Source organism: Mycolicibacterium frederiksbergense (assembly GCF_012223425.1).
GTDB lineage: Bacteria > Actinomycetota > Actinomycetes > Mycobacteriales > Mycobacteriaceae > Mycobacterium > Mycobacterium frederiksbergense.
Map to the genome: position 1 here is coordinate 3,926,866 of NZ_CP038799.1, position 22,648 is coordinate 3,949,513.

At 67.6% G+C, this 22,648-nt stretch carries 22 protein-coding genes and 1 pseudogene; 13 read left to right on the plus strand and 10 right to left on the minus strand.

Annotation, left to right across the window (positions count from 1 at the left end; genetic code table 11):
* Nucleotides 1-17 precede the first annotated feature (17 nt).
* A complete protein-coding gene (locus EXE63_RS22140) occupies nucleotides 18-1,067 on the plus strand; it encodes an NAD(P)H-dependent amine dehydrogenase family protein (RefSeq protein ID WP_168143691.1) in 1,050 nt (349 codons plus the stop codon).
* Here the strand turns inward: EXE63_RS22140 and EXE63_RS22145 are convergent, their stop codons facing one another.
* Nucleotides 1,068-2,120, minus strand: a complete 1,053-nt coding sequence (locus EXE63_RS22145; protein WP_168143692.1) for a zinc-binding dehydrogenase — start codon at nucleotides 2,118-2,120, stop codon at nucleotides 1,068-1,070.
* Between the two features lie 27 nt (nucleotides 2,121-2,147).
* On the opposite strand from EXE63_RS22145, the gene EXE63_RS22150 reads away from it, so the two are divergent.
* Both EXE63_RS22150 and EXE63_RS22155 read left to right on the plus strand, forming a co-directional pair.
* A complete protein-coding gene (locus EXE63_RS22150; RefSeq protein WP_168143693.1) occupies nucleotides 2,148-2,621 on the plus strand; it encodes an SRPBCC family protein in 474 nt (157 codons plus the stop codon).
* 3 nt (nucleotides 2,622-2,624) lie between these two features.
* A pseudogene (locus EXE63_RS22155) lies at nucleotides 2,625-3,464 on the plus strand (patatin-like phospholipase family protein); the annotation flags it as partial.
* Between the two features lie 5 nt (nucleotides 3,465-3,469).
* On the opposite strand, the gene EXE63_RS33085 reads toward EXE63_RS22155, so the two are convergent.
* On the minus strand, nucleotides 3,470-4,432 hold the full coding sequence (locus tag EXE63_RS33085; protein WP_234904228.1) for a patatin-like phospholipase family protein: 963 nt from the start codon (nucleotides 4,430-4,432) through the stop codon (nucleotides 3,470-3,472).
* A 72-nt stretch (nucleotides 4,433-4,504) separates the two neighbouring features.
* On the minus strand, nucleotides 4,505-4,924 hold the full coding sequence (gene lpqV / locus EXE63_RS22160) for a lipoprotein LpqV (RefSeq protein ID WP_168143695.1): 420 nt from the start codon (nucleotides 4,922-4,924) through the stop codon (nucleotides 4,505-4,507).
* A gap of 114 nt (nucleotides 4,925-5,038) precedes the next feature.
* Between lpqV and EXE63_RS22165 the strand changes: the two genes are divergently transcribed.
* Both EXE63_RS22165 and EXE63_RS22170 read left to right on the plus strand, forming a co-directional pair.
* Nucleotides 5,039-5,575 (plus strand): cysteine dioxygenase, encoded by a 537-nt coding sequence (locus EXE63_RS22165; RefSeq protein ID WP_168143696.1) that lies wholly within the window; start codon nucleotides 5,039-5,041, stop codon nucleotides 5,573-5,575.
* A 4-nt stretch (nucleotides 5,576-5,579) separates the two neighbouring features.
* Nucleotides 5,580-5,957, plus strand: a complete 378-nt coding sequence (locus EXE63_RS22170; protein ID WP_168143697.1) for a rhodanese-like domain-containing protein — start codon at nucleotides 5,580-5,582, stop codon at nucleotides 5,955-5,957.
* Here the strand turns inward: EXE63_RS22170 and EXE63_RS22175 are convergent.
* The 3 genes from EXE63_RS22175 to EXE63_RS22185 are packed head-to-tail and all read right to left on the minus strand — an operon-like array spanning nucleotide 5,934 to nucleotide 9,458.
* Nucleotides 5,934-7,622, minus strand: a complete 1,689-nt coding sequence (locus EXE63_RS22175; RefSeq protein WP_168143698.1) for an alpha/beta hydrolase — start codon at nucleotides 7,620-7,622, stop codon at nucleotides 5,934-5,936. The two genes, EXE63_RS22170 and EXE63_RS22175, sit on opposite strands and share 24 nt — an antisense overlap.
* Nucleotides 7,623-7,631: 9 nt before the next feature.
* A complete protein-coding gene (locus EXE63_RS22180; RefSeq protein WP_168143699.1) occupies nucleotides 7,632-8,414 on the minus strand; it encodes an enoyl-CoA hydratase in 783 nt (260 codons plus the stop codon).
* Between the two features lie 9 nt (nucleotides 8,415-8,423).
* Nucleotides 8,424-9,458, minus strand: a complete 1,035-nt coding sequence (locus EXE63_RS22185; RefSeq protein ID WP_168143700.1) for an enoyl-CoA hydratase/isomerase family protein — start codon at nucleotides 9,456-9,458, stop codon at nucleotides 8,424-8,426.
* Nucleotides 9,459-9,642: 184 nt separating this feature from the next.
* On the opposite strand from EXE63_RS22185, the gene EXE63_RS22190 reads away from it, so the two are divergent.
* A complete protein-coding gene (locus tag EXE63_RS22190; protein ID WP_105361484.1) occupies nucleotides 9,643-10,491 on the plus strand; it encodes a Bax inhibitor-1/YccA family protein in 849 nt (282 codons plus the stop codon).
* 209 nt (nucleotides 10,492-10,700) lie between these two features.
* On the plus strand, nucleotides 10,701-11,555 hold the full coding sequence (locus EXE63_RS22195) for a DUF559 domain-containing protein (RefSeq protein WP_168143701.1): 855 nt from the start codon (nucleotides 10,701-10,703) through the stop codon (nucleotides 11,553-11,555).
* Nucleotides 11,556-11,616: 61 nt separating this feature from the next.
* Here EXE63_RS22195 and purT read toward each other — a convergent pair whose 3' ends face one another.
* The 3 genes from purT to EXE63_RS22210 are packed head-to-tail and all read right to left on the minus strand — an operon-like array spanning nucleotide 11,617 to nucleotide 15,026.
* Nucleotides 11,617-12,804: a formate-dependent phosphoribosylglycinamide formyltransferase gene (gene purT, locus EXE63_RS22200; RefSeq protein ID WP_168143702.1), complete on the minus strand. Its 1,188-nt coding sequence runs from the start codon at nucleotides 12,802-12,804 to the stop codon at nucleotides 11,617-11,619.
* 4 nt (nucleotides 12,805-12,808) lie between these two features.
* Complete coding sequence (locus tag EXE63_RS22205) at nucleotides 12,809-14,026, minus strand: acetyl-CoA C-acetyltransferase (RefSeq protein WP_168143703.1); 1,218 nt, start codon at nucleotides 14,024-14,026, stop codon at nucleotides 12,809-12,811.
* Nucleotides 14,027-14,072: 46 nt separating this feature from the next.
* Nucleotides 14,073-15,026 (minus strand): SGNH/GDSL hydrolase family protein, encoded by a 954-nt coding sequence (locus EXE63_RS22210; protein WP_168143704.1) that lies wholly within the window; start codon nucleotides 15,024-15,026, stop codon nucleotides 14,073-14,075.
* 197 nt (nucleotides 15,027-15,223) lie between these two features.
* On the opposite strand from EXE63_RS22210, the gene EXE63_RS22215 reads away from it, so the two are divergent.
* The 6 genes from EXE63_RS22215 to EXE63_RS22240 all read left to right on the plus strand — a co-directional run bounded on the left by EXE63_RS22215 (nucleotide 15,224) and on the right by EXE63_RS22240 (nucleotide 21,955).
* The gene (locus tag EXE63_RS22215; RefSeq protein WP_168143705.1) at nucleotides 15,224-16,270 is read left to right on the plus strand and encodes an alpha/beta hydrolase; all 1,047 of its coding nucleotides are present in this window, start codon (nucleotides 15,224-15,226) and stop codon (nucleotides 16,268-16,270) included.
* Between the two features lie 29 nt (nucleotides 16,271-16,299).
* A complete protein-coding gene (locus tag EXE63_RS22220; protein ID WP_168143706.1) occupies nucleotides 16,300-17,694 on the plus strand; it encodes a cystathionine beta-synthase in 1,395 nt (464 codons plus the stop codon).
* A gap of 154 nt (nucleotides 17,695-17,848) precedes the next feature.
* Nucleotides 17,849-18,475, plus strand: a complete 627-nt coding sequence (locus EXE63_RS22225; protein WP_168143707.1) for an Rv1078 family RDD domain-containing protein — start codon at nucleotides 17,849-17,851, stop codon at nucleotides 18,473-18,475.
* 350 nt (nucleotides 18,476-18,825) lie between these two features.
* Entirely contained in the window at nucleotides 18,826-19,545 is a 720-nt protein-coding gene (locus tag EXE63_RS22230; RefSeq protein ID WP_168143708.1) for a DUF2189 domain-containing protein, read from the plus strand.
* A 536-nt stretch (nucleotides 19,546-20,081) separates the two neighbouring features.
* Nucleotides 20,082-20,690: a DUF2189 domain-containing protein gene (locus tag EXE63_RS33630; RefSeq protein ID WP_436277679.1), complete on the plus strand. Its 609-nt coding sequence runs from the start codon at nucleotides 20,082-20,084 to the stop codon at nucleotides 20,688-20,690.
* Nucleotides 20,691-20,782: 92 nt separating this feature from the next.
* Complete coding sequence (locus tag EXE63_RS22240) at nucleotides 20,783-21,955, plus strand: cystathionine gamma-synthase (protein WP_168143709.1); 1,173 nt, start codon at nucleotides 20,783-20,785, stop codon at nucleotides 21,953-21,955.
* Here the strand turns inward: EXE63_RS22240 and EXE63_RS22245 are convergent.
* Nucleotides 21,952-22,635 (minus strand): GOLPH3/VPS74 family protein, encoded by a 684-nt coding sequence (locus EXE63_RS22245; protein ID WP_168143710.1) that lies wholly within the window; start codon nucleotides 22,633-22,635, stop codon nucleotides 21,952-21,954. The genes EXE63_RS22240 and EXE63_RS22245 overlap by 4 nt on opposite strands.
* Between the last annotated feature and the right edge of the window lie 13 nt (nucleotides 22,636-22,648).

Consider the following 22,648-nt stretch of genomic DNA (forward strand, 5'->3'; position numbering starts at 1 on the left):
GTGTGGAAGGGCGGGTTATGACATTGCGGGTTGTGCAGTGGGCCACGGGTGGCGTCGGCGTCGCCGCCATCAGAGCAGTGCTGGAGCACCCTGACCTGGAACTGGTCGGATGCTGGGTGCATTCGGAGGCCAAGCACGGCCGCGACGTCGGCGAACTCATCGGTGGCGAACCGCTCGGGATCACCGCGACCAGCAGTGTCGAGGAGATCCTGGCGCTGGACGCGGACGCGGTCGTCTACGCACCGCTGATGCCCAACGCCGACGAGGTGGCCGCGCTGCTGCGGTCGGGCAAGAACGTCGTCACCCCGGTCGGCTGGGTCTATCCGAGCGACAAGCAGGCCGCACCGTTGCGCGAAGCCGGCATCGCCGGTGGGGCGACGCTGCACGGCACCGGAATCGCCCCCGGCGGCATCAGTGAGAAGTTCCCGCTGTTGTTCTCGGTGATGTCCACCGGCGTGACCTTCGTGCGGGCCGAGGAATTCTCCGACCTGCGCACCTATGACGCCCCCGATGTGGTGCGCCATGTCATGGGGTTCGGCGACACCCCCGACAAGGCGCTGTCGGGCCCCATGCAGAAGCTGCTCGACGGCGGTTTCATCCAGGCCGTGCGGATGTGCGTCGACGCGTTCGGATTCAAGGCCGACCCGAAAATTGTTGCTCGCCAGGAGATCGCCGTGGCCACGGCGCCGATCGATTCCCCGATCGGGGTCATCGAACCCGGGCAGGTCGCGGCCCGCAAGTTCCACTGGGAAGCCGTGGTCGGTGACCAGGTCGTGGTGCGGGTGACGGTCAACTGGCTGATGGGCGAGGAGAATCTGGCTCCGGCATGGGATTTCGGGCCCGAAGGGCAGCGCTACGAGATGGAGGTGCGCGGTAACCCCGATTTCACGGTCTCCATCAAGGGTTTCCAGGGCGAGGTGGGGGAGGACGGTCCGGAGCCCGGCGTCGTGGCGACCGCCGCGCACTGTGTCAACTCCATACCGGCGGTCTGTGCCGCACCGCCCGGGGTCGCGACCTATCTGGATCTGCCGCTGTTCAGCGCCAAGGCCGCACCCGGGCTGAGGTAGTCAGGGCTGGACCAGAATCCGGATCGGGTCGCCGTCGGCGCGCTCCAGCTTCTCGATCCCGGCGGCCACATCCTCCAGCGACACGATCTCGCTGATGGACCGGCTGACGTCGAGGCGCCCCAGTGACAGCAGGTTGGCCAGCGTCGCGATGTCGGCGTTCTGGTAACCCAGGTGGCCCAAGACCTGTTTGCGGGTCAGGTTGAACAACGAGGTCGGCCCGATGCTCGGTGCGTCGGCGCTCATGCCCACCCCCACCAGTCGCCCGCCCATCGTCAGACTGGCCAGCGCCTGGTCGAAGGTGGAACCGAGACCGACTGCGTCGAAGGCGATGTCGAGGCCGCGGCCCCCGGTGAGTGCGACGATCTTCTCGCCCAGCGCCTCATCGCGGGCGTCAAAGGCGTAGTCCGCGCCCAGTGCGAGCGCCCGGTCCAGCACTGCCGGTTTGATATCGACGGCGATGATGGGCGCCGCCCCGACCAGTCGCGCCAACTGCACGATGTGGGTCCCGACCCCGCCGACACCCCACACGCCCACCGACTCGCCGATGCCCACCTTCGCGGTGCGCACCACGGCGCCGTACGGGGTCGACACCGCGTCGGCCAGGATCGCCGCCTGCTCAAGCGGCACATTGTCAGGCACCCGGGTCAGCCCGAAGGCCTGCGCGACGGTGTACTGCGCCCAGGCGCCGTCATAGGCGAAGGCCATCAGCCGGATCCGCAGGCAGTTGCCGAAGTCCCCGCGGGCGCAGTTGGGGCAGCTTTGGCAGGGTCGGCCGGCAGCCACCACCACCCGGTCACCCTCGGCCCAGCCCGTCACGCCGGGGCCGAGCTCGGCGATGGTGCCCGATGCCTCGTGGCCCTGGGTGACCACCGGCAGCTGGGACGGGAAGGTGCCGTTGATGAGGCTGAGGTCCGAGTGGCAGATACCGCAGAACGCCACCTTCACCAGGACTTCACCGGGACCCGGCTTCGGTATCGGAACATCCTCGACCACAATGGTTTTCGTGTCGGCGTAGAACCGCTGGGCGCGCATCGTCTGAGTGTGGGTACTCATCTTGCTCCCGTCGCTAGTATGGCCATCATGGCGCAACCTCTGGTGGTCGAGCAATCACGGGCGATTCCGCTCGCGCCCGCGGACCTGTTCGCGGGCATGGTGCCGATGCCGCTGCCCCAGCTGTTCCGTCGCTGGTACGGACCCATCCCGCCGATCAAGGAGACCCGCGATCAAACCGGGGACTGGGATGCCGTCGGGCAGAGCCGCACCGTGGTGCTCACCGGTGGCGGCAGCATGCGGGAGGAGCTGACCTCCTATGACCCGCCGCGGTCGTTCGGGTACACGCTCACCCACGTGAAGGGCCCGCTGGCGCCGCTGGTCGGGCACGTCGAAGGGATGTGGATCTTCGACCCGATCGGCACCGGCACCACACTGACCTGGCGGTGGACCATCCATCCGCGCTCGGCCCTGACGGCGGTGGCGCTGCCGGTGTTCGGCAGGCTGTGGAAGGGCTACGCCCGGCAGTCGCTGGAGACACTGTCTGATCAGCTGGTGCGCTGAGCGGTGGCACGCGCACTCATCCTCGCCGGTGGCGGGCTGGCGGGTATCGCCTGGGAGACAGGTGTACTGACCGGGATCGCCGACGAGTCAGCACAGACCGCCGACACGCTGCTGAATTCCGATGTGCTGCTGGGTACCTCGGCCGGATCGGCAGTGTCGGCCCAGCTCGGCAGTGGCACATCCCTGGGCGAGCTGTATGCGCGCCAGATCGCCGAGGAATCCCACGAGATCGACTCCGGGGTCACCATCGACGACCTCACCGAGGTGTTTGTCAGCGCGCTGGGCGAGGGCGGCAGCACCCTGGAGCGGCTGCGTCGCATCGGCGGGATCGCGCTGGCCGCCGACACCGTTCCCGAGCAGGTCCGTCGCGAGGTCATCGCGCACCGGTTGCCGTCCCACGACTGGCCGCACCGGGATCTGCGCATCACCGCGATCGACACCGCGACAGGTGAACTGGTGGTCTTCACCCGCGATTCCGGCGTCGCGCTGGTCGACGCCGTCGCCGCCAGTTGCGCGGTGCCCGGCGCGTGGCCGACGGTCACCATCGGGGCCCGCAGGTTCATGGACGGCGGGGTGGGCAGCGCGGTCAACATGGCCGCCGCGGCCGACTGCGCCGCGGCGGTGGTGTTGGTGCCCGCCGGTGCGAACGCACCGTCCCCGTTCGGCGACGGTGCCGGAGCCGAGATCGCCGCCTTTCCCGGCGCGACCTTCACGGTGTTCGCCGATGACGATGCGCTTGTCGCATTCGGGACCAACCCGCTGGATCCGCGGTGCCGTCGGCCGTCCGCGATCGCCGGACGTGCGCAGGGCCGTCGGGTGGCGGCCGCCGTCGGGGCATTTCTGGCCGGTTATCCCAGCGCGTCCAGGGCGGCCGCGGCCAACTCCTGGCCGATCTCGATGACCTCCTCGGCGCGGTGGTACTCCAGGCTGCGGCAGGCGTTGCGCGGCACCTCGATCAGCAGATCGGGCGGATAGGTGGCCAGCGTGTGCCGGGCCAGCGCCGACTGGGCGATATCGATGGTGCGATTCATGATCTCGAAGCTGCCCAGCCGGGGTAGTTCGGGGATCCCGCTGTCGCTCAACGCCTCGGCGGTGTCGGCGCCGTCTTCCAGGGAGCTGCTGAACCGGCTGAGCACCGACTTGGCGGCCGGGCTGTCCATCACCCGCTGCGCCGTGGACGTGTCCAGCAGAGCCGTTGTGCTACGCCACATCCGGCCCAACCACTCGGTGGTCACCCGGGGTTCGGGTTCGCTCAACCGAACGGCCGGATCGCCCCCGGACAGGCTCACCGCGATGGTCATATCGGCGTTGACCGCGGAGAGCGGCGCCATCGGCAGCGGATCCAGGATGCCGCCGTCGGCCAGTAGCCGTCCGTCGAGCACGTGCGGTGTGAAGATGCCCGGGATCGCGATCGACGCCCGGATCGCGTCATCGAGCGGACCGCGCTGCAGCCACACCGACTTCCCGGCAATCAGGTCGGTGGCCACCGACGTGTACGGGATGGGCAGCGATTCGATGGTGACATCACCGAGGATGTCGCGCACCGCGTCGAGGATCTTCTCGGCCCGCAACACCCCGGGCGACGTCAGCGACGGATCCAGCAGCCGCAAGACCGCCCGTTGTGTCAATGACCCCGCCCACTGCGCGAATTCGTCGAGTTTGTCGGCGGCGTGTAATCCGCCGACAAGGGCGCCCATCGAGGACCCGGCGACACCGACGATGTCGTAGCCACGCTCGGTCAGTTCGTTGATGACCCCGATGTGCGCGTAACCGCGCGCACCTCCGCTGCCCAGCGCCAGCGCAATTCGCATGGCTCCATTGTGGTGCACCCGCCGGCCGCCATCGACACCACTGTGGCCATTAAGCTCGCCGTGATTCGAACCTCAGCCGCACTCCGCGTTGGCGGCGGCATTGGCGGCCATGATGACCGCGGCCTGCTGCCCGGGTGTCAGCGCCGACCACGCCATGTTGAAGCTGCCCGGACCGGACGCGCCGGGGGTCTGCACCGTCTGCAGGTAGGCCTCGACCGTGCCGTTCTGCGCGTCGAACCAGGCCCGTGCGGCGAGGCAGGCCTGGCCATAGCCGGATTCGGTGGCATCGGCCGGGGCGCCGACCCCCGTCGTGACACCGCCCGGTGACACCTGGACGGCGCCCTCGGGCACCTGCGCCTCCGGAGACGGCGAGGCCTCCGAGGTCGTGATGCTCGGTGCGGAGGTGTCGCCCGCCGGCTCCTCGGTGCTCGGGGAGCACCCGCTCAGGAGGGCTGCGGCGGCTGCTGTCACGAGGATCGGGTAGCGGCGCATACCGCCAATCTATGCAACACTCGCGGCCATGACGGACGGGACCACGAATCGGGGCTGTTGTCGCGCTGCGTGAGCGCCGACCACCCGTCCGTTTTCGTTTTCTGGAGTTCCCTCATGGTTGCCCCACTTCTGGCCCCCACCCTTTCGCCCGCCGTCTCGGCGCCGACCCGGCTGCGCGTACCCGATCTGTTGCAGGCCACCGACCGCTGCGCCGACGACGTGCTGTCCGGACGCTACGACCGGCTGCTCGCCGGTGCCCGGCTGCCCACCGACGAGCGTTGGTACAACCGGCTCTACGGCGATGACGAGCTCGACATCTGGTTGATCAGTTGGGTGCCGGACAAGTCGACCGAACTGCACGACCACGGCGGCTCGCTGGGCGCGCTGACGGTGGTCTCCGGTGCGTTGCAGGAAACCCGCTGGGACGGGCAGCGTCTGCGCAGTCGCGAGCTGACGGCCGGTGATCAGGCGGGCTTCCCGCTGGGCTGGGTGCACGATGTGGTGTGGGCGCCCGCCCCGACCCCTGTTCCGGTGACGCTCAGCGTGCACGCCTACTCGCCGCCGCTGACGGCCATGTCCTACTACGGTGTAACCGAGCGGAACGCGTTGCGCCGCAGACGCACCGAGCTCACCGACGCTCCGGAGGGATAGTCCTATGCCCAGTCGTATCGACGCGGTGCTCGACGCCGCCCGCGCCCGGTTGCAGCGGATCGAGGCAGTCGATGTACCCGCCGCAGTGCAACGAGGGGCGCTGCTGGTCGACATCCGGCCGGGATGGCAGCGGGCCGCCGAGGGCGATGTTCCGGGCGCACTTGTGATCGAGCGCAATCATCTGGAGTGGCGCTGCGATCCGACCAGCGAGGCCCGCATCCCCGAGGCAGTCGGCGATGACGTCGAATGGATCGTGCTGTGCTCGCAGGGCTACACCTCCAGCCTCGCCGCCGCCGCCTTGCAGGATCTCGGGCTGCACCGGGCGACCGACGTCATCGGCGGCTATCAGGCGCTGAAGTCAGCTGCTCTCGTCGGAACGTAGCGTCGGGCGCAGTCGCTCGGTCTTCTCCGGTGTCCAGCCCGGGGGCTGCAGGATCGCCGCCCAGGCATTGGCGACATCGCGCACGTAGACGTGGCCGTGTCCGTCGGGGACGTCGACGGCGACCGCCATATCGGCGGACACCTGCAGGAAGGTCACCACCGGGATCCACTCCATCCGCGGTGACACGTCGTACCCGCGCGGCTCGCGCAGCCAATCAGGTTTGGCGAACAGCAGATCGGGGTTCCACCACGCGATCGGATCCGAGGCGTGTTGTAGATACACCACCCGGGGTTGTCCCCACGGATCGTCGGGGCGGCCCAGGTCCTTGGACGCGACGGCCGAGAACCGGACGTTCTCACCCTTATCGAAGATGGGCAGCCACTGCGGGGAACCCTCGTCGCGGTTGATGGTCAGGTTGGTCCAGATGGTGTTCTTGAACGTGGGCCCGGAGAACAGCGCGCCGTCGGTGCGGGCGATGAGATTGTTCAACGCCAGGAACGGGGTTTCGCCGCCGAACGAGCCCAGACTCTCGCCGAACACCACCAGCTTCGGGCGATCGGCCTCGGGCAGTTCGCGTACCAGGGCGTCGACCGCTTCGAACAACGCCTGACCGGCTTGGCGGGCGTTCTCCTGGTCGACCAGGAAGGAGATCCAGCTGGGCAGGAACGAGTACTGCATCGACACGATCGCGGTGTTGCCGTTGTACATGTACTCCAGCGAGGAGGCCTCGGCCTCGTTGATCCAGCCGGTACCGGTGGTGGTGGCCACGGCGATCACATCGCGGTCGAGCCCACCCGTGCGCTGGAGCTCCTCGGCGGCCAGCTTGGCGGTGGCCTTGATGCCGTCGGCGGAGTTGAGCCCGGCGTAGGCACGGATCGGTTCGGTGGCGGGGGAGCCGTTGAATTCGGTGAGCTCGGCCACCGACGGTCCGCCGGCCACGAAGTTGCGCCCCTGATGCCCAAGCGACTCCCAGCTCACCAGCGACTGCGGCCCGCCGGAACGCAAAGCGGTTGTGGGAGCAGGATTGTCGGGATCATCTTCGTTGTTGACGTTCTCGAACGTGCTGTTGATGGTGCTCATCGCGAAACGCACCACGATCCCGTTGAGCAACGCGATGGCGAGTGCGAGGACGAGCGCCACCGCGATCACGCCGGACACCCTCGGGGGTGCGACGCGTTCCAGCTGGCGCACCAGGTAGCGGACCAATCTGCCTACCAGCTGCCCGATCTCGACGAACATGAACAGGAACACGATGGCCAGCACCGCCGTCAACGGATGGTCCCAGAACGCCAGCCGGGGAACGCCCATCAGGTCGCGGATATCGTCCTGCCAGACGTGGAAGTAGACGATCGCCGCGATCTGCCCGATGACGCCGACCACGAGCAGGATCAGCCAGGCCCACTTCGGCGGTTTCGGGGTGGTGTCCCGCGAGAGCATGTACCGGAACAGCCAGACGCCGAAAACCCCGAGGCCGTAGCCGATACCGCCGGCCGCGCCGCTCACCAGACCCTGGAACAGCGGGCCGCGCGGCAACAGCGACGGGGTCAGCGACAGCCAGATGAACACCAGGCCGACAGCGGTGCCGGTGAAGGTGTAATGCCTGGTCCACCAATCGCGTCTGGCGGGCGCTTCGGTGGCTTCCGGTTCAGCGGCGACGACATTCACCGCTCGACTTTAGCGATGGGTGAAGTTCGCCGCGCGCTTCTCGGTGAACGCGGCCATGCCTTCCTTCTGATCCTCGGTCGCGAAGGCCGAGTGGAAGATCCGCCGCTCGTAGAGCAGACCTTCGGCCAGCGTCGACTCGAAGGCGCGGTTGACGGCCTCCTTGGCCATCCGCGCCGCCGACAGCGACATCCCGGCGATCGTCACTGCGGTGGCGTTCGCCTCGTCGAGCAGGGTGTCGGCCGGGACCACCCGGGAGACCAGGCCGCTGCGCTCGGCCTCGGCGGCATCGATGGTGCGGCCGGTGAGAATCAGGTCCATCGCCTTGGCCTTGCCGATGGCGCGGGTCAGTCGCTGGCTGCCACCCATGCCGGGCAGCACGCCGAGCTTGATCTCGGGCTGGCCGAACTTCGCGGTGTCCGCGGCGATCAGCAGGTCGCACATCATGGCCAGCTCGCATCCGCCGCCGAGGGCGTAGCCGGCGACCGCGGCGATGGTGGGGGTGCGGGTGGCGGCGAACGTGCCCCAGTGCGCGAAGAAATCCTGGCTGAACACATCCGCGAAGGACAGGTCGGCCATCTCCTTGATGTCGGCGCCGGCGGCGAACGCCTTCGCGCTGCCGGTCAGGATGATGGCGCCGATGCCGGGGTCGGCGTCGAGTTCCGCTGCGGCAGCGGTGACCTCGTGCATGACCTGGCTGTTGAGCGCGTTGAGCGCCTTGGGCCGGTTCAGCGTGATGGTGGCCACCCGGCCGTCGCGGGTCACCAGAATGGTCTCGAAGTCTTGTGTGGTCATGGCAACCTCTCAGAACGTCAGATCGGGGTGGGCGGAAGCGAAATAGGCGTCGACGGCCGCGTCGTCGCAGAGGTCGAGCGTGGCCGGTGACCACTGGGGGTTGCGGTCCTTGTCCACCAACTGCGCGCGGATGCCCTCGACGAAATCGTGCGACTTCGCCGAGGCCACCGACACCCGGAACTCCTGCTGCAGAACCTCTTCCAGGGTGTGCAGGTGCGCCGCGCGGCGCACCGCGGTGAGCGTGACGGCCAGCGCGATCGGTGAGCGGGTGCCGATCAGGTGGGCGGCGGCGTCGGCCGCTTCGGTTTCCTGGCGGCGCAGGTCGTCGACGATATCGGCGACGGTCTCGCGGGCATAGCAGGTGTCGATCCACTCGCGCTGGGCGAGCAGCTCGCTGGCCGGCGGCTCCTCGGCGTAGGAATTCAAGGCGTCCTCGTGTCCGTCGGTGACGACGGCTTCGGCGAAGTCGGCCAGCCGCTCGTGCGGGACGAAGTGGTCGGCGAAGCCGAGGGCGATGGCGTCCGCACCGGAGAACGGGGCCCCGGTCAATGCGGCGTGCAGGCCCAGCAGGCCCGGGGTGCGCGAGAGCAGATAGGTGCCGCCGACGTCGGGGATGAAGCCGATACCGACCTCGGGCATGCCCATCTTGGTCTTGTCGGTGACCACCCGGACGTTGCCGTGCGCCGCGACGCCGACGCCGCCGCCCATGACGATGCCGTCCATCAGCGCGATGTAGGGCTTCCGGTAGCGGCCGATGTGGGCGTTGAGCCGGTACTCGTCCCACCAGAACTTGCGTGCGTAGGAGCCGTCGCCCTTGGCGCTGTGATAGAGCGCGACGACGTCACCGCCGGCGCACAGCCCGCGCTCGCCCGCGCCGGTGAGGAGCACCGAGCGCACCGCGTCGTCGTTCTCCCAGGTCGTGAGGGCCGTCTGCAGGCCGTCGACCATCACGTCGTTGAGCGAGTTGATCGCCTTCGGACGATTGAGCGTGACGACCCCGACGCCGTTGCGGACACTTACTAGGATGTCCTCGTTTTCTGCCACGTTTGCAATCTAGTTCGTAGCCTCCGTGTGACACGCGACGGGTAGGGTTTGCACCGATCAACCTGGACGTTTCCTGAGAACATTCTCAGTCGTGACCGGCTGGGCATGGGAACCTGATCGGACCGTTGATCGTTGAACGTGTGTTCGTCAATCGAACCACCAGTACTGATGGAGAGGACCTACGGTGCGCGAAAGCAGCAACCCGGTATTCCGATCACTGCCCAAGGGGCAGGGCGGATACGCGCAGTTCGGTACCGGAGCCGCAAGCTTCGGTGCGCAGCAGGTGCAGGCGGAGCCCTACGCGACGCAGTACCCGGATCAGCAGCAGGCCGGCGTTTCCCGGCCGATGACCATCGACGACGTCGTGACGAAGACGGGCATCACCCTCGCGGTGGTGACGGCTCTCGGCGTTCTGTCGTACTTCATGGTGTCCATGAGCCCCGGCCTGATGATGCCGTTCGTGCTCGTCGGCGGTCTCGGTGGCTTCGCACTGATCATGATCGCGACCTTCGGTCGCAAGCAGGACAACCCGGCCATCGTGCTGAGCTACGCGGCGCTGGAGGGTGTGTTCCTCGGTGCCGCCTCGTTCCTCTTCGCGAACCTGGTCTCCACCGGTGGCCCGGGGATGATCGCGCAGGCCATCTTCGGCACCGTCGGCGTCTTCGTCGGCATGCTGGTGGTCTACCGGACCGGAGCCATCCGGGTCACCCCCAAGTTCACCCGGATGATGGTGGCGGCGCTCTTCGGCGTCGTCGCGATCGCGTTGCTCAACATGGTGCTCGCGCTGTTCGGCGTCGGCGGCGGCGAGGGCTTCGGCCTGCGCAGCGGCGGCCCGCTGGCGATCATCTTCTCGCTGGTCTGCATCGGTCTGGCGGCGTTCATGTTCCTGATCGACTTCGACTCGGCTGACCAGATGATCCGCGCCGGTGCTCCGGAGAAGGCCGCCTGGGGCGTCGCCCTCGGGCTGACGGTCACCCTGGTGTGGCTGTACCTGGAGATCCTGCGCCTGCTGAGCTACTTCAACAACGACTAGTACGTCGGCGAGAGAAAGGGCGTCCACCATGTGGGCGCCCTTTTTCATGCGCGCATATCGTCTTGACTCTGCGGTGGTGGGGAGGTCTACTCGCACTTTTGCGCCGTGACCGCATAGTCAATACAGCGCGGGTATCCCCAGCGGCCGATTGATCCACAGATTGCTGCGGGCAGGTGGTCTCACCAGGTCCGATCCCGAATGCTTGACTCATGGAAGAGCCGTTCATCGGCAGTGAGGCACTGTCGGCAGGAAGGCTCACCCGCCACGAGTTGCGCAAGTACTACCGCACCGTTCTGCCCGATGTGTACATGGGCAAGTGGGCCAACCCATCTCGGCAACAGCGCCTTCGCGCGGCGTGGCTGTGGTCGCATCGGCAGGCGGTGATCGCGGGCAGTTCGGCTGCGGCGCTATACGGAGCCAAGTGGATCAGCCAAGCCGCTCCCGTCGAACTGATCTGGCCTAACGCCAGACCGCCGAGCGGCGTCATCACCCGCCATGATCTCCTACTCGCTGACGAGGCCCGGACGATGCACGACATGGCGGTCACCACCGTGGAGCGCACTGCGTTCGACCTGGGACGCAGAGGTCAATTCGGAGACGCCGTCGCCCGCCTGGATGCACTCGGCGCGGCGACCGGTTTCAAAGCCGACGATGTGCGCACGCTTGCTGAGCGACACCCTCACACCCGAGGCCTGCCGCAACTGAAGAATGCGTTGGATCTGTATGACCCCGGGAGCCAATCTCCCAAGGAGACGTGGCTGCGGTTGTTGCTGATGAAGTCAGGGTTTCCGCGGCCACGGACCCAGATCCCGGTACTCGACTGGGACGGCTACCCGGTGTACTTCCTCGACATGGGATGGGAAGATCTCTTGCTCGCAGTCGAATACGACGGTGAACAGCACACGGGGACGCTCGGCTACGACATCGACCGCCACGACTACATCGCCGGCGTGGGTTGGACGCTCGTCCGGGTCGCGGCGGGGCAGCGGAGTGCCGGAATCATCAGGCGGGTACAGCGTGAATGGAACAGGCTGGCGCCCAACACCAACTTGACTCTGCGTTGAGGGCGCGGCCCACTCGCACTTTCGCGCCCTGGGCGCAAAGTCAAGCCAACGCGGCGTAAACCTAGGGCACCCGGGGCGATACCCGGCTCGCCGCCTCGACGGCGTTGGCCCGCGCGATGTCGACATCGGCGTCGTAGGCCAGCGCCACACCCATCCGCCGCTTCACGAAGCTCTCCGGCTTCCCGAACAGCCGGATATCGGTGTGCGGCACGGCCAGCGCGGCCTCGACCCCGTCGAAGACGACACCCGCGGCGTCGACACCGCCGTAGATCACCGCGCTGGCACCGGGTGACTTGAGCGTGGTGTCGACCGGCAGGCCGAGGATCGCCCGCGCATGCAGCTCGAACTCGTTCTGCCACTGCGTCACCATCGTCACCATGCCGGTGTCATGCGGGCGCGGGCTGACCTCGCTGAACCACACCTGATCGCCCTTGACGAACAGCTCGACACCGAAAATGCCCTGCCCACCCAGGTTCTCGGTCACCGCGCGGGCGATCTCCTGGGCGCTGCGCAGGGCCGCATCCGACATCGGATGCGGCTGCCAGCTCTCCACGTAGTCGCCGCTGACCTGCTTGTGACCGATCGGTTCGCAGAATTGGGTGCCGTCGAGCGCCCGCACCGTCAGCAGCGTGATCTCGTAGTCGAAGTCGATGAACCCTTCGACGATGATCCGGGTATTGCTCACCCGGCTGCCCGACATCGCGTACTCCCAGGCAGCCGCGACATCGTCGGGCCCGTCGATCTTGGATTGGCCCTTGCCCGAACTGCTCATCACCGGCTTCACCACGCACGGGTAGCCGATGCCGCCGTCGATCGCCTCCTGCAACTCCGACAGCGAATCGCAGAACCGGTAGGGGCTGGTGGACACCCCGAGGGTTTCGGCCGCCAGCCGCCGGATGCCCTCCCGGTCCATGGTCAGCCGGGCCGCCCGCGCGGTCGGGATCACCCGGACCGCACCGGCGTCCTCGAGGGCTTCCAGCACCGGAGTCGCGATCGCCTCGATCTCGGGCACCACCAGATCGGGCTTATCGGCCTCGATCAGCGCCCGCAACGCCTCCGGATCGGTCATCGTGATGGTGCGCGCGTGATGGGCGACCTGATGGCCCGGTGCATCCGGGTACCGGTCCACGGCAATGGTTTCCACGCCCAGCCGCTGCAGCGCGATCAGGACCTCGCGGCCGAGCTCGCCGGAGCCGAGCAGCATCACCCGGGTGGCGTGCGGAGACAGCGGGGTTCCGAGGGTGGTCATCGGGTCAGGAGAGCCGCTCCACGACCATTGCCATGCCCTGGCCGCCACCGACACACATCGACTCGATGCCGAACGTCTTGTCGTGGGTGGCCAGGTTGTTCAGCAGCGTCGCGGTGATGCGGGCACCGGTCATACCGAAGGGATGCCCCAGCGCGATCGCACCGCCGGAGACGTTCAGCTTGTCCTCGTCGATGCCGAGCTCGCGCGCGGAGCCGATCACCTGGACGGCGAAGGCCTCGTTGATCTCGACCAGGTCGATATCGGAGATCGTCTTGCCGGCCTTGGCCAGTGCCTTGCGGATGGCCTCGATCGGGCCCAGCCCCATGATCTCCGGGGACAGCCCGGACACGCCGGTGGAGACGATGCGCGCCAGCGGGGTCAGGCCCAGCTCCTTGGCCTTGGTGTCGCTCATGATGACGACGGCGGCAGCACCGTCGTTCAGCGGACACGCGTTGCCGGCGGTGATCGTGCCGTTCGGGCGGAACACCGGCTTGAGCTGGCTGATCTTCTCGTAGGAGGTGCCCGCGCGCGGGCCGTCATCCGTGGAGACGACGGTGCCGTCGGGCAGCGTCACCGGCGAGATCTCGCGCTCGAAGAACCCGCTCTTGATGGCTTCCTCGGCCCGGTTCTGCGACCGCACGCCCCAGTGGTCCTGGTCTTCGCGGCTGATGCCGGTGTAGGTGGCGACGTTCTCGGCGGTCTGGCCCATGGCGATGTAGACATCGGGGATGAGGCCGTCCTCGCGCGGGTCATGCCATGGGATGTCGCCCTCGGCCTGCGTGACGGTGCGCGCCTGAGCCTCCTCGAACAGGGCGTTCTTGCTGTTGGGCGCTCCGTCGGCGGCGCCGACGCCGAAGCGCGACACCGTCTCGACACCGGCGGAGATGAACACGTCACCCTCGCCGGCCTTGATGGCGTGGAAGGCCATCCGGGTGGTCTGCAGCGACGACGAGCAGTACCGGTTGACGGTGGTGCCGGGCAGGAAGTCGTAGCCGAGTTCGACGGCCACCGCACGGGCGATGTTGTAGCCGGCCTCACCGGCGGGCTGTGCGCAGCCCATCATCAGGTCGTCGATATCGCGGGGATCCAGCGAGGGCACCTTGTCCAACACCGCGCGCACCATCTGGGCAGCCAGGTCGTCGGGACGCATGGTGGCCAGCGATCCCTTGACGGCGCGTCCGATGGGGGAGCGGGCGGTGGCGACGATGACGGCTTCGGGCATGACGGCTCCTCGGGACTCAATACATCTAGAACGTGTTGCACAAAACCTAGCTCGCGGTCACCACGATGGGTGCGGGGACCCCGGTTGTGCGGCGCCAGAGCCGGGTCACGTTGCCGATCCGGGCCAGCAACGAGCTGTCCTCGTCGGTGCGCGATTCCAGCGCCGCCTCCATCGGTGCGTCAGATACGAAGTCGCCCAGCGCATTACACAACGCGGGCAGCAGCTGCTTTGCCGCAAGCTGGTAGCCCGCACCCGACGGGTGGAACATGTCCTGCGAGAACAGCACCTCGGGCGCCTTGTAGAACTCCGGTGCCAGCAGGTCAGAGAACGGCACCGGCACCCCGCCGGCCGCCCGCACCTCGGCCGCCTGGGCGCGCGCCAGGCGCAGTCCCTGGCTGCGCGTCACCCAGCGCAGCGGCTGCGGGATCGCCTTGATGACGCCGAAGTCGGGGCAGGTCCCGACGACCACCACCGCGCCCGCGGCCCGCAGGCGCTGCACGGCCCGGCCGACGCGGCGCGCCGAGGGCCAGGTCCCATTGGGTTTGGTGATGTCATTGGCCCCGATCATGATCACCGCGGCATCCGGCGGCGGGCCGGCGACGAACATCGCGTCGATCTGACCCGACAGTCCCTTGGAGGTCGCGCCGACGATGGCCTTGGTGCTCAACCGGATCCGTTGACCGGATTCTTCGGCGAGACCGCGGGCCAGCAGCACCCCGGGCACCTCGTCGGCGCAGGAACTGCCGTATCCGGTGGCGGTCGAGTCGCCGAAGATCATCAGGTGCAGGTCGAACGGGACATCGCGGGTCCAGCGTTGCACCGGGCCGCCGCCGGCCACGTACACGCCATCGGCGCGGGGCGGGACGTCCCAGGATTTGGGGATGACCTGGCGGGCTTGGTCGGCCTGCCCGCTCAGTAGGTTCCGGGCCCCGACATAGGCCGAACCCGTCGATGCCAAGGCGGCGGCCGCCAGGGCGATGGTCGATCCGCGACTGCCCACGAAAACGATATTAGGAGCCGATTTCGGCATTGTCAGTGTTGCGGGCGGCCAGGCGCGGTCACGGTGGGGTATCAAGTCCGGAACCAAACGGATTCTTTGATTGTTGAACCTATTGACGCAGGGGCAAGCTAAGTTACCCCGGTTGGCTAAGTAAATTATCAGCAACGGGTACTACAACGGCGTAGGAAGTGGTGGCGATGACGGCACCAAGCAAGGTCTCAGGCTCACCGCATGCAGCGATAAGCCCAGCTAGAGCGCGGCAATCTCGCCGATTCCCGGTCGGGGACTGGCGACCGGTCGAGGTCGTCGAGGACGGTGCCAGCATCGCGGGCCGGATCGCCGGGCTAGTTGCCATGATGACCATCAGGCCAACTCTGGCAATCGGCAGTCACATCCCCAAACTGCCCTGGCCGTTCGGCCTGCTGGATTTCGCCGCCCGGGTTCTGCGCCCAGCACCGGGCACGGTGCGAGCCACGATCGCGCTGCCGCACTGCACCGCGCAGTTGGTGCGCGCGGCCGGGGTGCTGCCCGCCGACGGGAAACGCAGCGTCGTCCTCTACCTGCACGGCGGCGCCTTCCTCACCTGCGGGGTGAACACCCATGGCCGGCTGACGACCGAGCTGTCCCGGTTCGCCGACAGCCCGGTGTTCGTCGTGAACTACCGGATGATCCCGAAGCACTCGATCGGGGTGGCTCTCGACGACTGTTACGACGCGTACAAGTGGCTGCGGCTGACCGGTTACGCCCCCGAGAACATCGTGCTGGCCGGTGACTCGGCCGGTGGCTACCTGGCGCTGGCACTGGCGCAGCGGTTGCAGGCCGAGGGAAGCGATGCCGAGATGCCCGCCGCCGTTGTCACCATGTCCCCGCTGTTCGAGATCGACAACACGAACCGCGCCCAGCACCCGAACGCGCGCACCGATGCGATGTTCCCGCCGAAGGCGTTCGAAGCCCTGGTCGACATGATCGACGGCGCGGCCAAGCGCCACGGCGAGGAGATCTACGAGCCGCTGGAGCACATCGAGCCGGGGCTGCCCCGCACGCTGATCCATGTGTCCGGGTCGGAGGTCCTGCTCAATGACGCGCGCAAGGCCGCCCGGATGCTGGCCGAGGCCGGAGTTCCGGTCGAGGTGCGTATCTGGCCCGGTCAGATGCACGTATTCCAGCTGTGCGCACCCGTCGTCAGCGAGGCGACGCGCTCGCTGCGCCAGATCGGTGACTACATTCGTGAGGCGACGTGGTGAGTTGATCACCGGCCTGAGACGATGGTGTTATGCGTATCGCCAGGCACATCAGTGAGCTCATCGGCAATACCCCGTTGGTCCAGCTGAACTCGGTGGTTGCACCGGGGTCGGCCCTGGTCGCGGCGAAGATCGAGTACCTCAACCCGGGCGGCAGCGCCAAGGATCGCATCGCGATCAAGATGATCGACGCCGCCGAGGCATCCGGGGAGCTCAAACCCGGCGGCACCATCGTCGAACCCACCTCCGGCAATACCGGTGTCGGGCTGGCCCTGGTCGCTCAGCAGCGCGGCTACCGGTGTGTCTTCGTCTGCCCGGACAAGGTCAGCGAGGACAAGCGCAACGTGCTGCGGGCCTACGGCGCCGAGGTGGTGGTGTGCCCGACCGCCGTCGCCCCCGATGATCCGGCGAGCTACTACAGCGTGTCCAACCGGCTGGTCGAGGAGATCGACGGTGCCTGGAAGCCCGACCAGTACTCGAACCCGATGGGCCCGGAGAGCCACTACGAGACCACCGGCCCGGAGATCTGGGCAGACACCGATGGCAAGATCACGCACTTCGTCGCGGGGGTAGGCACCGGCGGGACCATCACCGGCACCGGCCGTTACCTCAAGGAGGTGTCGGACGGTCGCGTACAGATCATCGGTGCCGACCCGGAGGGCTCGGTGTACTCGGGCGGTACCGGTCGTCCCTATCTCGTGGAGGGCGTCGGTGAGGATTTCTGGCCCAGCGCATACGATCCCGCCGTCCCGGACCGGATCATCGCCGTCTCCGACGCGGATTCCTTCGAGATGACCCGGCGGCTGGCCCGCGAGGAGGCGCTGCTGGTCGGCGGGTCGTGCGGGATGGCCGCGGTGGCCGCGCTGAAGGTGGCCGAGGAGGCCGGACCCGACGCGTTGGTGGTGGTGCTGCTCCCCGACGGCGGGCGCGGTTACCTGTCAAAGGTTTTCAACGACGCATGGATGTCGTCCTACGGCTTCCTGCGCAGCCGGCTGGACGGTTCGGTCGAGGATGTCACCGTCGGAGAGGTGTTGCGCCGCAAGTCCGGTGCGCTGCCGGACCTGGTGCATACCCATCCGTCCGAGACGGTGCGTGACGCGATCAGCATCCTGCGCGAATACGGGGTGTCGCAGATGCCGGTGGTGGGTGCCGAGCCGCCGGTGATGGCCGGCGAGGTTGCCGGAAGTGTGTCCGAAAGGGAGCTGCTCTCAGCGGTTTTCGAAGGGCGAGCAAAGCTGGCGGACGCCGTGGCACTGCACATGAGTGAGCCCTTGCCGCTCATCGGATCCGGTGAGCTGCTCGGTACCGCGGCAAAAGAGCTGCGCGACTGCGACGCCGTCATGGTGGTCGAGGACGGCAAGCCGATCGGCGTGCTCACTCGCCACGACCTGTTGGGATCGCTGTCCGAGGGTGCTCCGCAGCGCTGACCGGGCAAATCGCACTGATTGCGTTGGCAAACAAGGCTTCCGTCGGTGCCGTATCCAGTAGATGAAGTTGGCGCGAGCGACGCCAAACGGTGCACGTTCTCAGGTAGGGTTACTCGCCGCAGGGCCAGCTAGTTTCCTCACCTGGAAGGCGCCAATGACCGAGCAACCGCCACCACCTCCCGGGAATTACCCGCCGCCTCCGCCTCCGCCGCCCGGTGGTTATCCGCCGCCTCCGCAGGGTGGATTTCCGCCCCCACCTCCGCCTCCCGGCGGGGGATACGGCGGACCGCCCCCCGGCGGGGGACTGCCCAAAGAGGCCTACACACCGTGGTTGACCCGGGTGCTGGCGTGGATCATCGACATCATCCCGGTGGCGATCCTGGAGGGCATCGGCTACGGCCTGCTGCTCGGAACCCGAGAGACGGTGTGTGTCACCGATACCTCGGAATACGACCTCGGTGAGTTCTGTGCCACCGGCGCCTCGACGCTGGGCCAGGTATCGTTCGCGATCACCTGGATTCTGGCGCTCGCCTACATCATCTGGAACTACGGCTACCGGCAGGGCACGACCGGGTCGAGCATCGGCAAGAGCATCCTGAAGTTCAAGGTTGTCAGCGAAAACACCGGCCAGCCAATAGGATTCGGTATGTCCATCGTGCGGCAGCTGGCGCACGTGGTGGACGCCGTCATCTGCTACATCGGCTACCTGTTCCCGCTGTGGGACGCCAAGCGCCAGACGATCGCCGACAAGATCATCAAGACGGTCTGTCTGCCGCTCTGACATCGACCGCAGCAGCAGGATTCCCGGAAGCGCCGGCCCGCGGATTGACTTCTGCAGGCCGGTGTTTCACTCTCCGCCACAACGCAAAGAGAAGGTGACATGACTCAACCACCACCCCCGCCGGGCGGATTCCCGCCACCCCCGGAGGACAGCCCGCCCCGGGCGGATACCCGCCCCCGCAAGGCAATTACCCGCCGCCGCCGGGCGCTTACCCGCCGCCGGGTAGCTACCCGCCACCTCCGGGGAACTACCCGCCGCCGCAAGGCAGTTACCCGCCGCCGGGTGCTTACCCACCGCCTCCGGGGAACTACCCGCCGCAGCAAGGCAATTACCCGCCGCCGGGCTACCCGATGCCGGGGCCGCCCGGATTCGGCGCACCTGCCTACCGGGTCGGCGACGCGGTCTCCTGGGCGTGGAACAAGTTCAGCAAGAACGCTGCGGCCATCCTGGTTCCCACCTTGGTGTTTGGTGTGGTCTATGCGGTGCTGCAGGGCGTGATTCAAACGATCTCCACGGCATTCAGCACCGTGGACAGCTCGTCCTACGGCGACGGTTATTCGGCCAGCATCTCGATGGGTCTCGGCGGCATCGTCGTCTCCGTCATCGGCGGCATCGTCACGGTGATCGTGGCGGCAGTGGTCCAGTCGGCCTATATCGGCGGCATGCTCGACATCGCCAACGGCCAACCGGTGGAGATCGGATCGTTCTTCAAACCGCGGAATGTCGTCAACGTCATCATCGCGTCGGTCCTGTCCAGCATCATCGTGGCGATCGGTGTGTTGCTGTGCATCGTGCCCGGCGTGATCGCCACCATCATGCTGTTCTTCACCACGGCCGTCGTCGTCGATCGCAACGTGTCAGGTATCGACGGGCTGAGCACCAGCTTCAACATGGCCAAGGCCAACTTCGGCCCGGTGGCACTCACCTGGTTGACCACCATCGGTATCGGCATCCTGGGTGTGCTGGCGTGTCTGGTCGGCTTGATCGTCGCGTACCCGGTGATCGCACTGGTGACGGTGTACGCCTACCGCAAGCTGAGCGGGGGCTTCGTCGCGCCGCTGACACCGTAGTGATCATGAAAGTGATCATGAAAGCCGCAGGCGGGCCGGAGTGTCATAGGCTCACTGCAGGCATCGGCCCGCGCAGATCCTGCGCGGCCCGGAGTTTCACTGTCAGCTACCAGTCCCACGAGAAGGTGACATGACTCAACCACCCACCCCGCCGGGCGGATTCCCGCCACCCCCGAGAACGTCCCACCCCGGGCGGCTATCCGCCTCCGGGTAATTACCCACCGCCGCAAGGCAACTACCCGCCACCGCAAGGCGATTACCCGCCGCCTCCGCAGGGCAACTACCCGCCTCCGCCGCAGGGCGGCTATCCGCCACCGCCGCAGGGTGGCTACCCACCACCCCCGCAGGGCGGCTACCCCCCGCCGCCTCCGCCGCAGGGCGGCTACGCGCCCCCGCCGCCGGCCGGATACCCGCCGGCGGGCTATCCCGGCGGGCCGGCGCAGTACAGCGTCGGCGATGCGTTCTCGTGGGCGTGGAACAAGTTCAGCAAGAACGCCGCCGCGCTGATCGTCCCGACGCTGGTGTACGCCCTCATCGTGGGCATCGTCGGCGGCATCGTCTACGGCCTGGCGTTCGCGCTGGCGCCCAGCGGCGTGACGACCTACGACTCCTACGATTCGGGCTTCAGCTACGAGTACAGCGCCGGATTCGGGGTGGCCAGTTTCATCGTGCTCGCTCTCGGCGGCCTGATCCTGCTGGTGCTGCTGGCGGCGATCTCGTCGGCCTATATCGGCGGCATCCTGGACATCGCCAACGGCGTTCCGGTGACGGCAGGCTCGTTCTTCAAGCCGAGGCTCATCGGACCCGTCATCATCGCCACCGTGCTCGTCGGTGTCGCGACGGCGATCGGCAACGCGCTGTGCTATCTGCCCGGTCTGATCGTGTCGATCTTCGCGTTCTTCACCACCGTCGCACTGCTGGACCGCAACCTCTCGGCCATCGACGCGATCAAGGCGAGCATCGACATCACCAAGAACAACTTCGTCCAGGTGCTGATCACCTGGCTGTTGTTCGCGGTGATCATCTTCGTCGGATCGCTGCTGTGCGGTATCGGCATCATCGTGGCCGCCCCGGTCGCGATCCTGTTCGAGGTCTACGCATTCCGGCGGCTCACCGGTGGACAGGTCGCACCGCTGACGCCGTAGTCATCGCAACGCGAGGAACGGGGCGGCCGCCGGGGCTGAAAAGCGGCGGACGCCCCGTTTCGTTTTCGCCGGACCCCACTACCCTGGTCCGCATGGGTGAACAGCGCAGCGCGCACGACGCACACCGGTGGCAGGGTCTGGCGACCCGGGCCATCCACGCCGGGTTCCGGCCCGACCCGGCCACCGGCGCCGTCAACGCCCCGATCTACGCCAGTTCCACCTTCGCCCAGGACGGGGTGGGCGGGCTGCGCGGTGGCTACGAGTACGCCCGCACCGGCAACCCGACCCGCGCCGCGCTGGAGGCCTCGTTGGCCGCCGTCGAGCAGGCGGACTACGGCCGCGCCTTCGCCTCGGGCATGGCGGCCACCGACTGTGCGCTGCGCGCCGTACTGCGTCCGGGTGATCACGTCGTCATCCCCGATGACGCCTACGGTGGCACCTTCCGCCTCATCGACAAGGTGTTCACCCAGTGGGGGATTCACTACACGCCGGTGGCGCTGAGTGATCTGGACGCGGTCACGGCCGCGATCACCGAGAACACCAAGCTGGTCTGGGTCGAAACGCCCACCAACCCGCTGCTGTCCATCGCCGATATCGCCGGGATCTCCGAGATTTCCCGCCGGGCGGGCGCGAAGTTGCTGGTGGACAACACCTTTGCCTCGCCAGCGCTGCAGCAGCCGCTGACCCTCGGCGCCGATATCGTGTTGCACTCGACGACGAAGTACATCGGCGGGCATTCCGACGTCGTCGGCGGTGCGCTGCTGACCAGTGACGAGGAACTCGACACCGCGTTCGCGTTCCTGCAGAACGGCGCGGGCGCTGTGCCCGGCCCGTTCGATGCCTACCTGACCATGCGTGGCCTCAAGACCCTGGTGCTGCGCATGCAACGGCACAGCGAGAACGCCGCCAAGGTGGCCGAGTTCCTGGCCGAGCACCCGGCGATCGACACGGTGCTCTATCCCGGGCTGCCCAGCCATCCCAACCACGAGGTGGCGGCGACTCAGATGTCCGGTTTCGGCGGCATGGTGTCGGTGCGACTGCGCGGCGGGCGTACCGCCGCCCAGGATTTCTGTGCTCGGACGGAGATCTTCATTCTCGCCGAATCGTTGGGCGGTGTGGAGTCGCTGATCGAGCATCCCGGTGCGATGACGCACGCCTCCACCGCCGGATCGCAGCTCGAGGTGCCCGACGACCTGGTCCGGCTCTCGGTCGGCATCGAGGAGTCCGCCGACCTGTTGGGCGATCTGGAGCAGGCGCTGCGCTAGGAGCCCAGGGCGGGCCGCAGCGCGGACACCGTGACGGCCAGATTGACCTCGGCCAGTGCGGTGGGCGATTCGTCGACCCAGCTGCCCAACGCGATCTCGCCGGCCCGGGCGTGCACCCAGCGCCAACCGCGGTCATTGAGGCTCAGCAGCGCGCCCAGACCGTCGGTGGCGTGCAGCAACGAGATGATCGCCGCCGTTGGTGGGGCCGGTGGGCGCCGGTCGAACAGGGCCGACAGCAGCGCCGCCCGGGCCGGGCCGACGCGATCTCGGCTCATCAGCGGATACGCTGATCCTCCGGTGAACCCGACGGCCTTCTTGAAGCCCTTGGACGGCAACGGGATCCGCCGGATCTGCCCGCTGCGTTCCAGGTGTGCGACCAGAGCATCCTCGGCGTGTCTGCTCAGCTTGGCGATGGCCGAAGACGGTCGCAACGGCCGCTGCGAAAGCAGCTGCAGCGCCGGCCCGGTGACGGGATCCAGTGGGCCCGAACCGGTCAAGGCGACGAGACGCCCGGGTTCGACCGGCTCGCCATCGACGGCGGGCCGGACGCGGCACGCCCAGGCCAGGTCCAGCAGGATGGCCGCGCCGAGCACGCGTTGCCTACGTTGCCGGTCCAGCCCGGGCTGCGCCGACGCGTTGTCGAGCAGCAGCAGGAACAGGTCCTCGGCGATCTGGGCCACCGGAGAAACCTAT

Bases quoted from the DNA above. Each gene is read 5' to 3' on its own strand.
- EXE63_RS22140 (WP_168143691.1), top strand. From the start codon at position 18: ATGACATTGCGGGTTGTGCAGTGGGCCACGGGTGGCGTCGGCGTCGCC.
- EXE63_RS22180 (WP_168143699.1), bottom strand. From the start codon at position 8,414: ATGACCACACAAGACTTCGAGACCATTCTGGTGACCCGCGACGGCCGG.
- EXE63_RS22225 (WP_168143707.1), top strand. From the start codon at position 17,849: ATGACCGAGCAACCGCCACCACCTCCCGGGAATTACCCGCCGCCTCCG.
- EXE63_RS22145 (WP_168143692.1), bottom strand. From the start codon at position 2,120: ATGAGTACCCACACTCAGACGATGCGCGCCCAGCGGTTCTACGCCGAC.
- purT (WP_168143702.1), bottom strand. From the start codon at position 12,804: ATGACCACCCTCGGAACCCCGCTGTCTCCGCACGCCACCCGGGTGATG.
- EXE63_RS22240 (WP_168143709.1), top strand. From the start codon at position 20,783: ATGGGTGAACAGCGCAGCGCGCACGACGCACACCGGTGGCAGGGTCTG.
- EXE63_RS22170 (WP_168143697.1), top strand. From the start codon at position 5,580: ATGCCCAGTCGTATCGACGCGGTGCTCGACGCCGCCCGCGCCCGGTTG.
- EXE63_RS22205 (WP_168143703.1), bottom strand. From the start codon at position 14,026: ATGCCCGAAGCCGTCATCGTCGCCACCGCCCGCTCCCCCATCGGACGC.
- EXE63_RS22165 (WP_168143696.1), top strand. From the start codon at position 5,039: ATGGTTGCCCCACTTCTGGCCCCCACCCTTTCGCCCGCCGTCTCGGCG.
- lpqV (WP_168143695.1), bottom strand. From the start codon at position 4,924: ATGCGCCGCTACCCGATCCTCGTGACAGCAGCCGCCGCAGCCCTCCTG.
- EXE63_RS33085 (WP_234904228.1), bottom strand. From the start codon at position 4,432: ATGCGAATTGCGCTGGCGCTGGGCAGCGGAGGTGCGCGCGGTTACGCG.
- EXE63_RS22215 (WP_168143705.1), top strand. From the start codon at position 15,224: ATGACGGCACCAAGCAAGGTCTCAGGCTCACCGCATGCAGCGATAAGC.
- EXE63_RS22195 (WP_168143701.1), top strand. From the start codon at position 10,701: ATGGAAGAGCCGTTCATCGGCAGTGAGGCACTGTCGGCAGGAAGGCTC.
- EXE63_RS22230 (WP_168143708.1), top strand. From the start codon at position 18,826: ATGCCGGGGCCGCCCGGATTCGGCGCACCTGCCTACCGGGTCGGCGAC.
- EXE63_RS22150 (WP_168143693.1), top strand. From the start codon at position 2,148: ATGGCGCAACCTCTGGTGGTCGAGCAATCACGGGCGATTCCGCTCGCG.
- EXE63_RS22220 (WP_168143706.1), top strand. From the start codon at position 16,300: ATGCGTATCGCCAGGCACATCAGTGAGCTCATCGGCAATACCCCGTTG.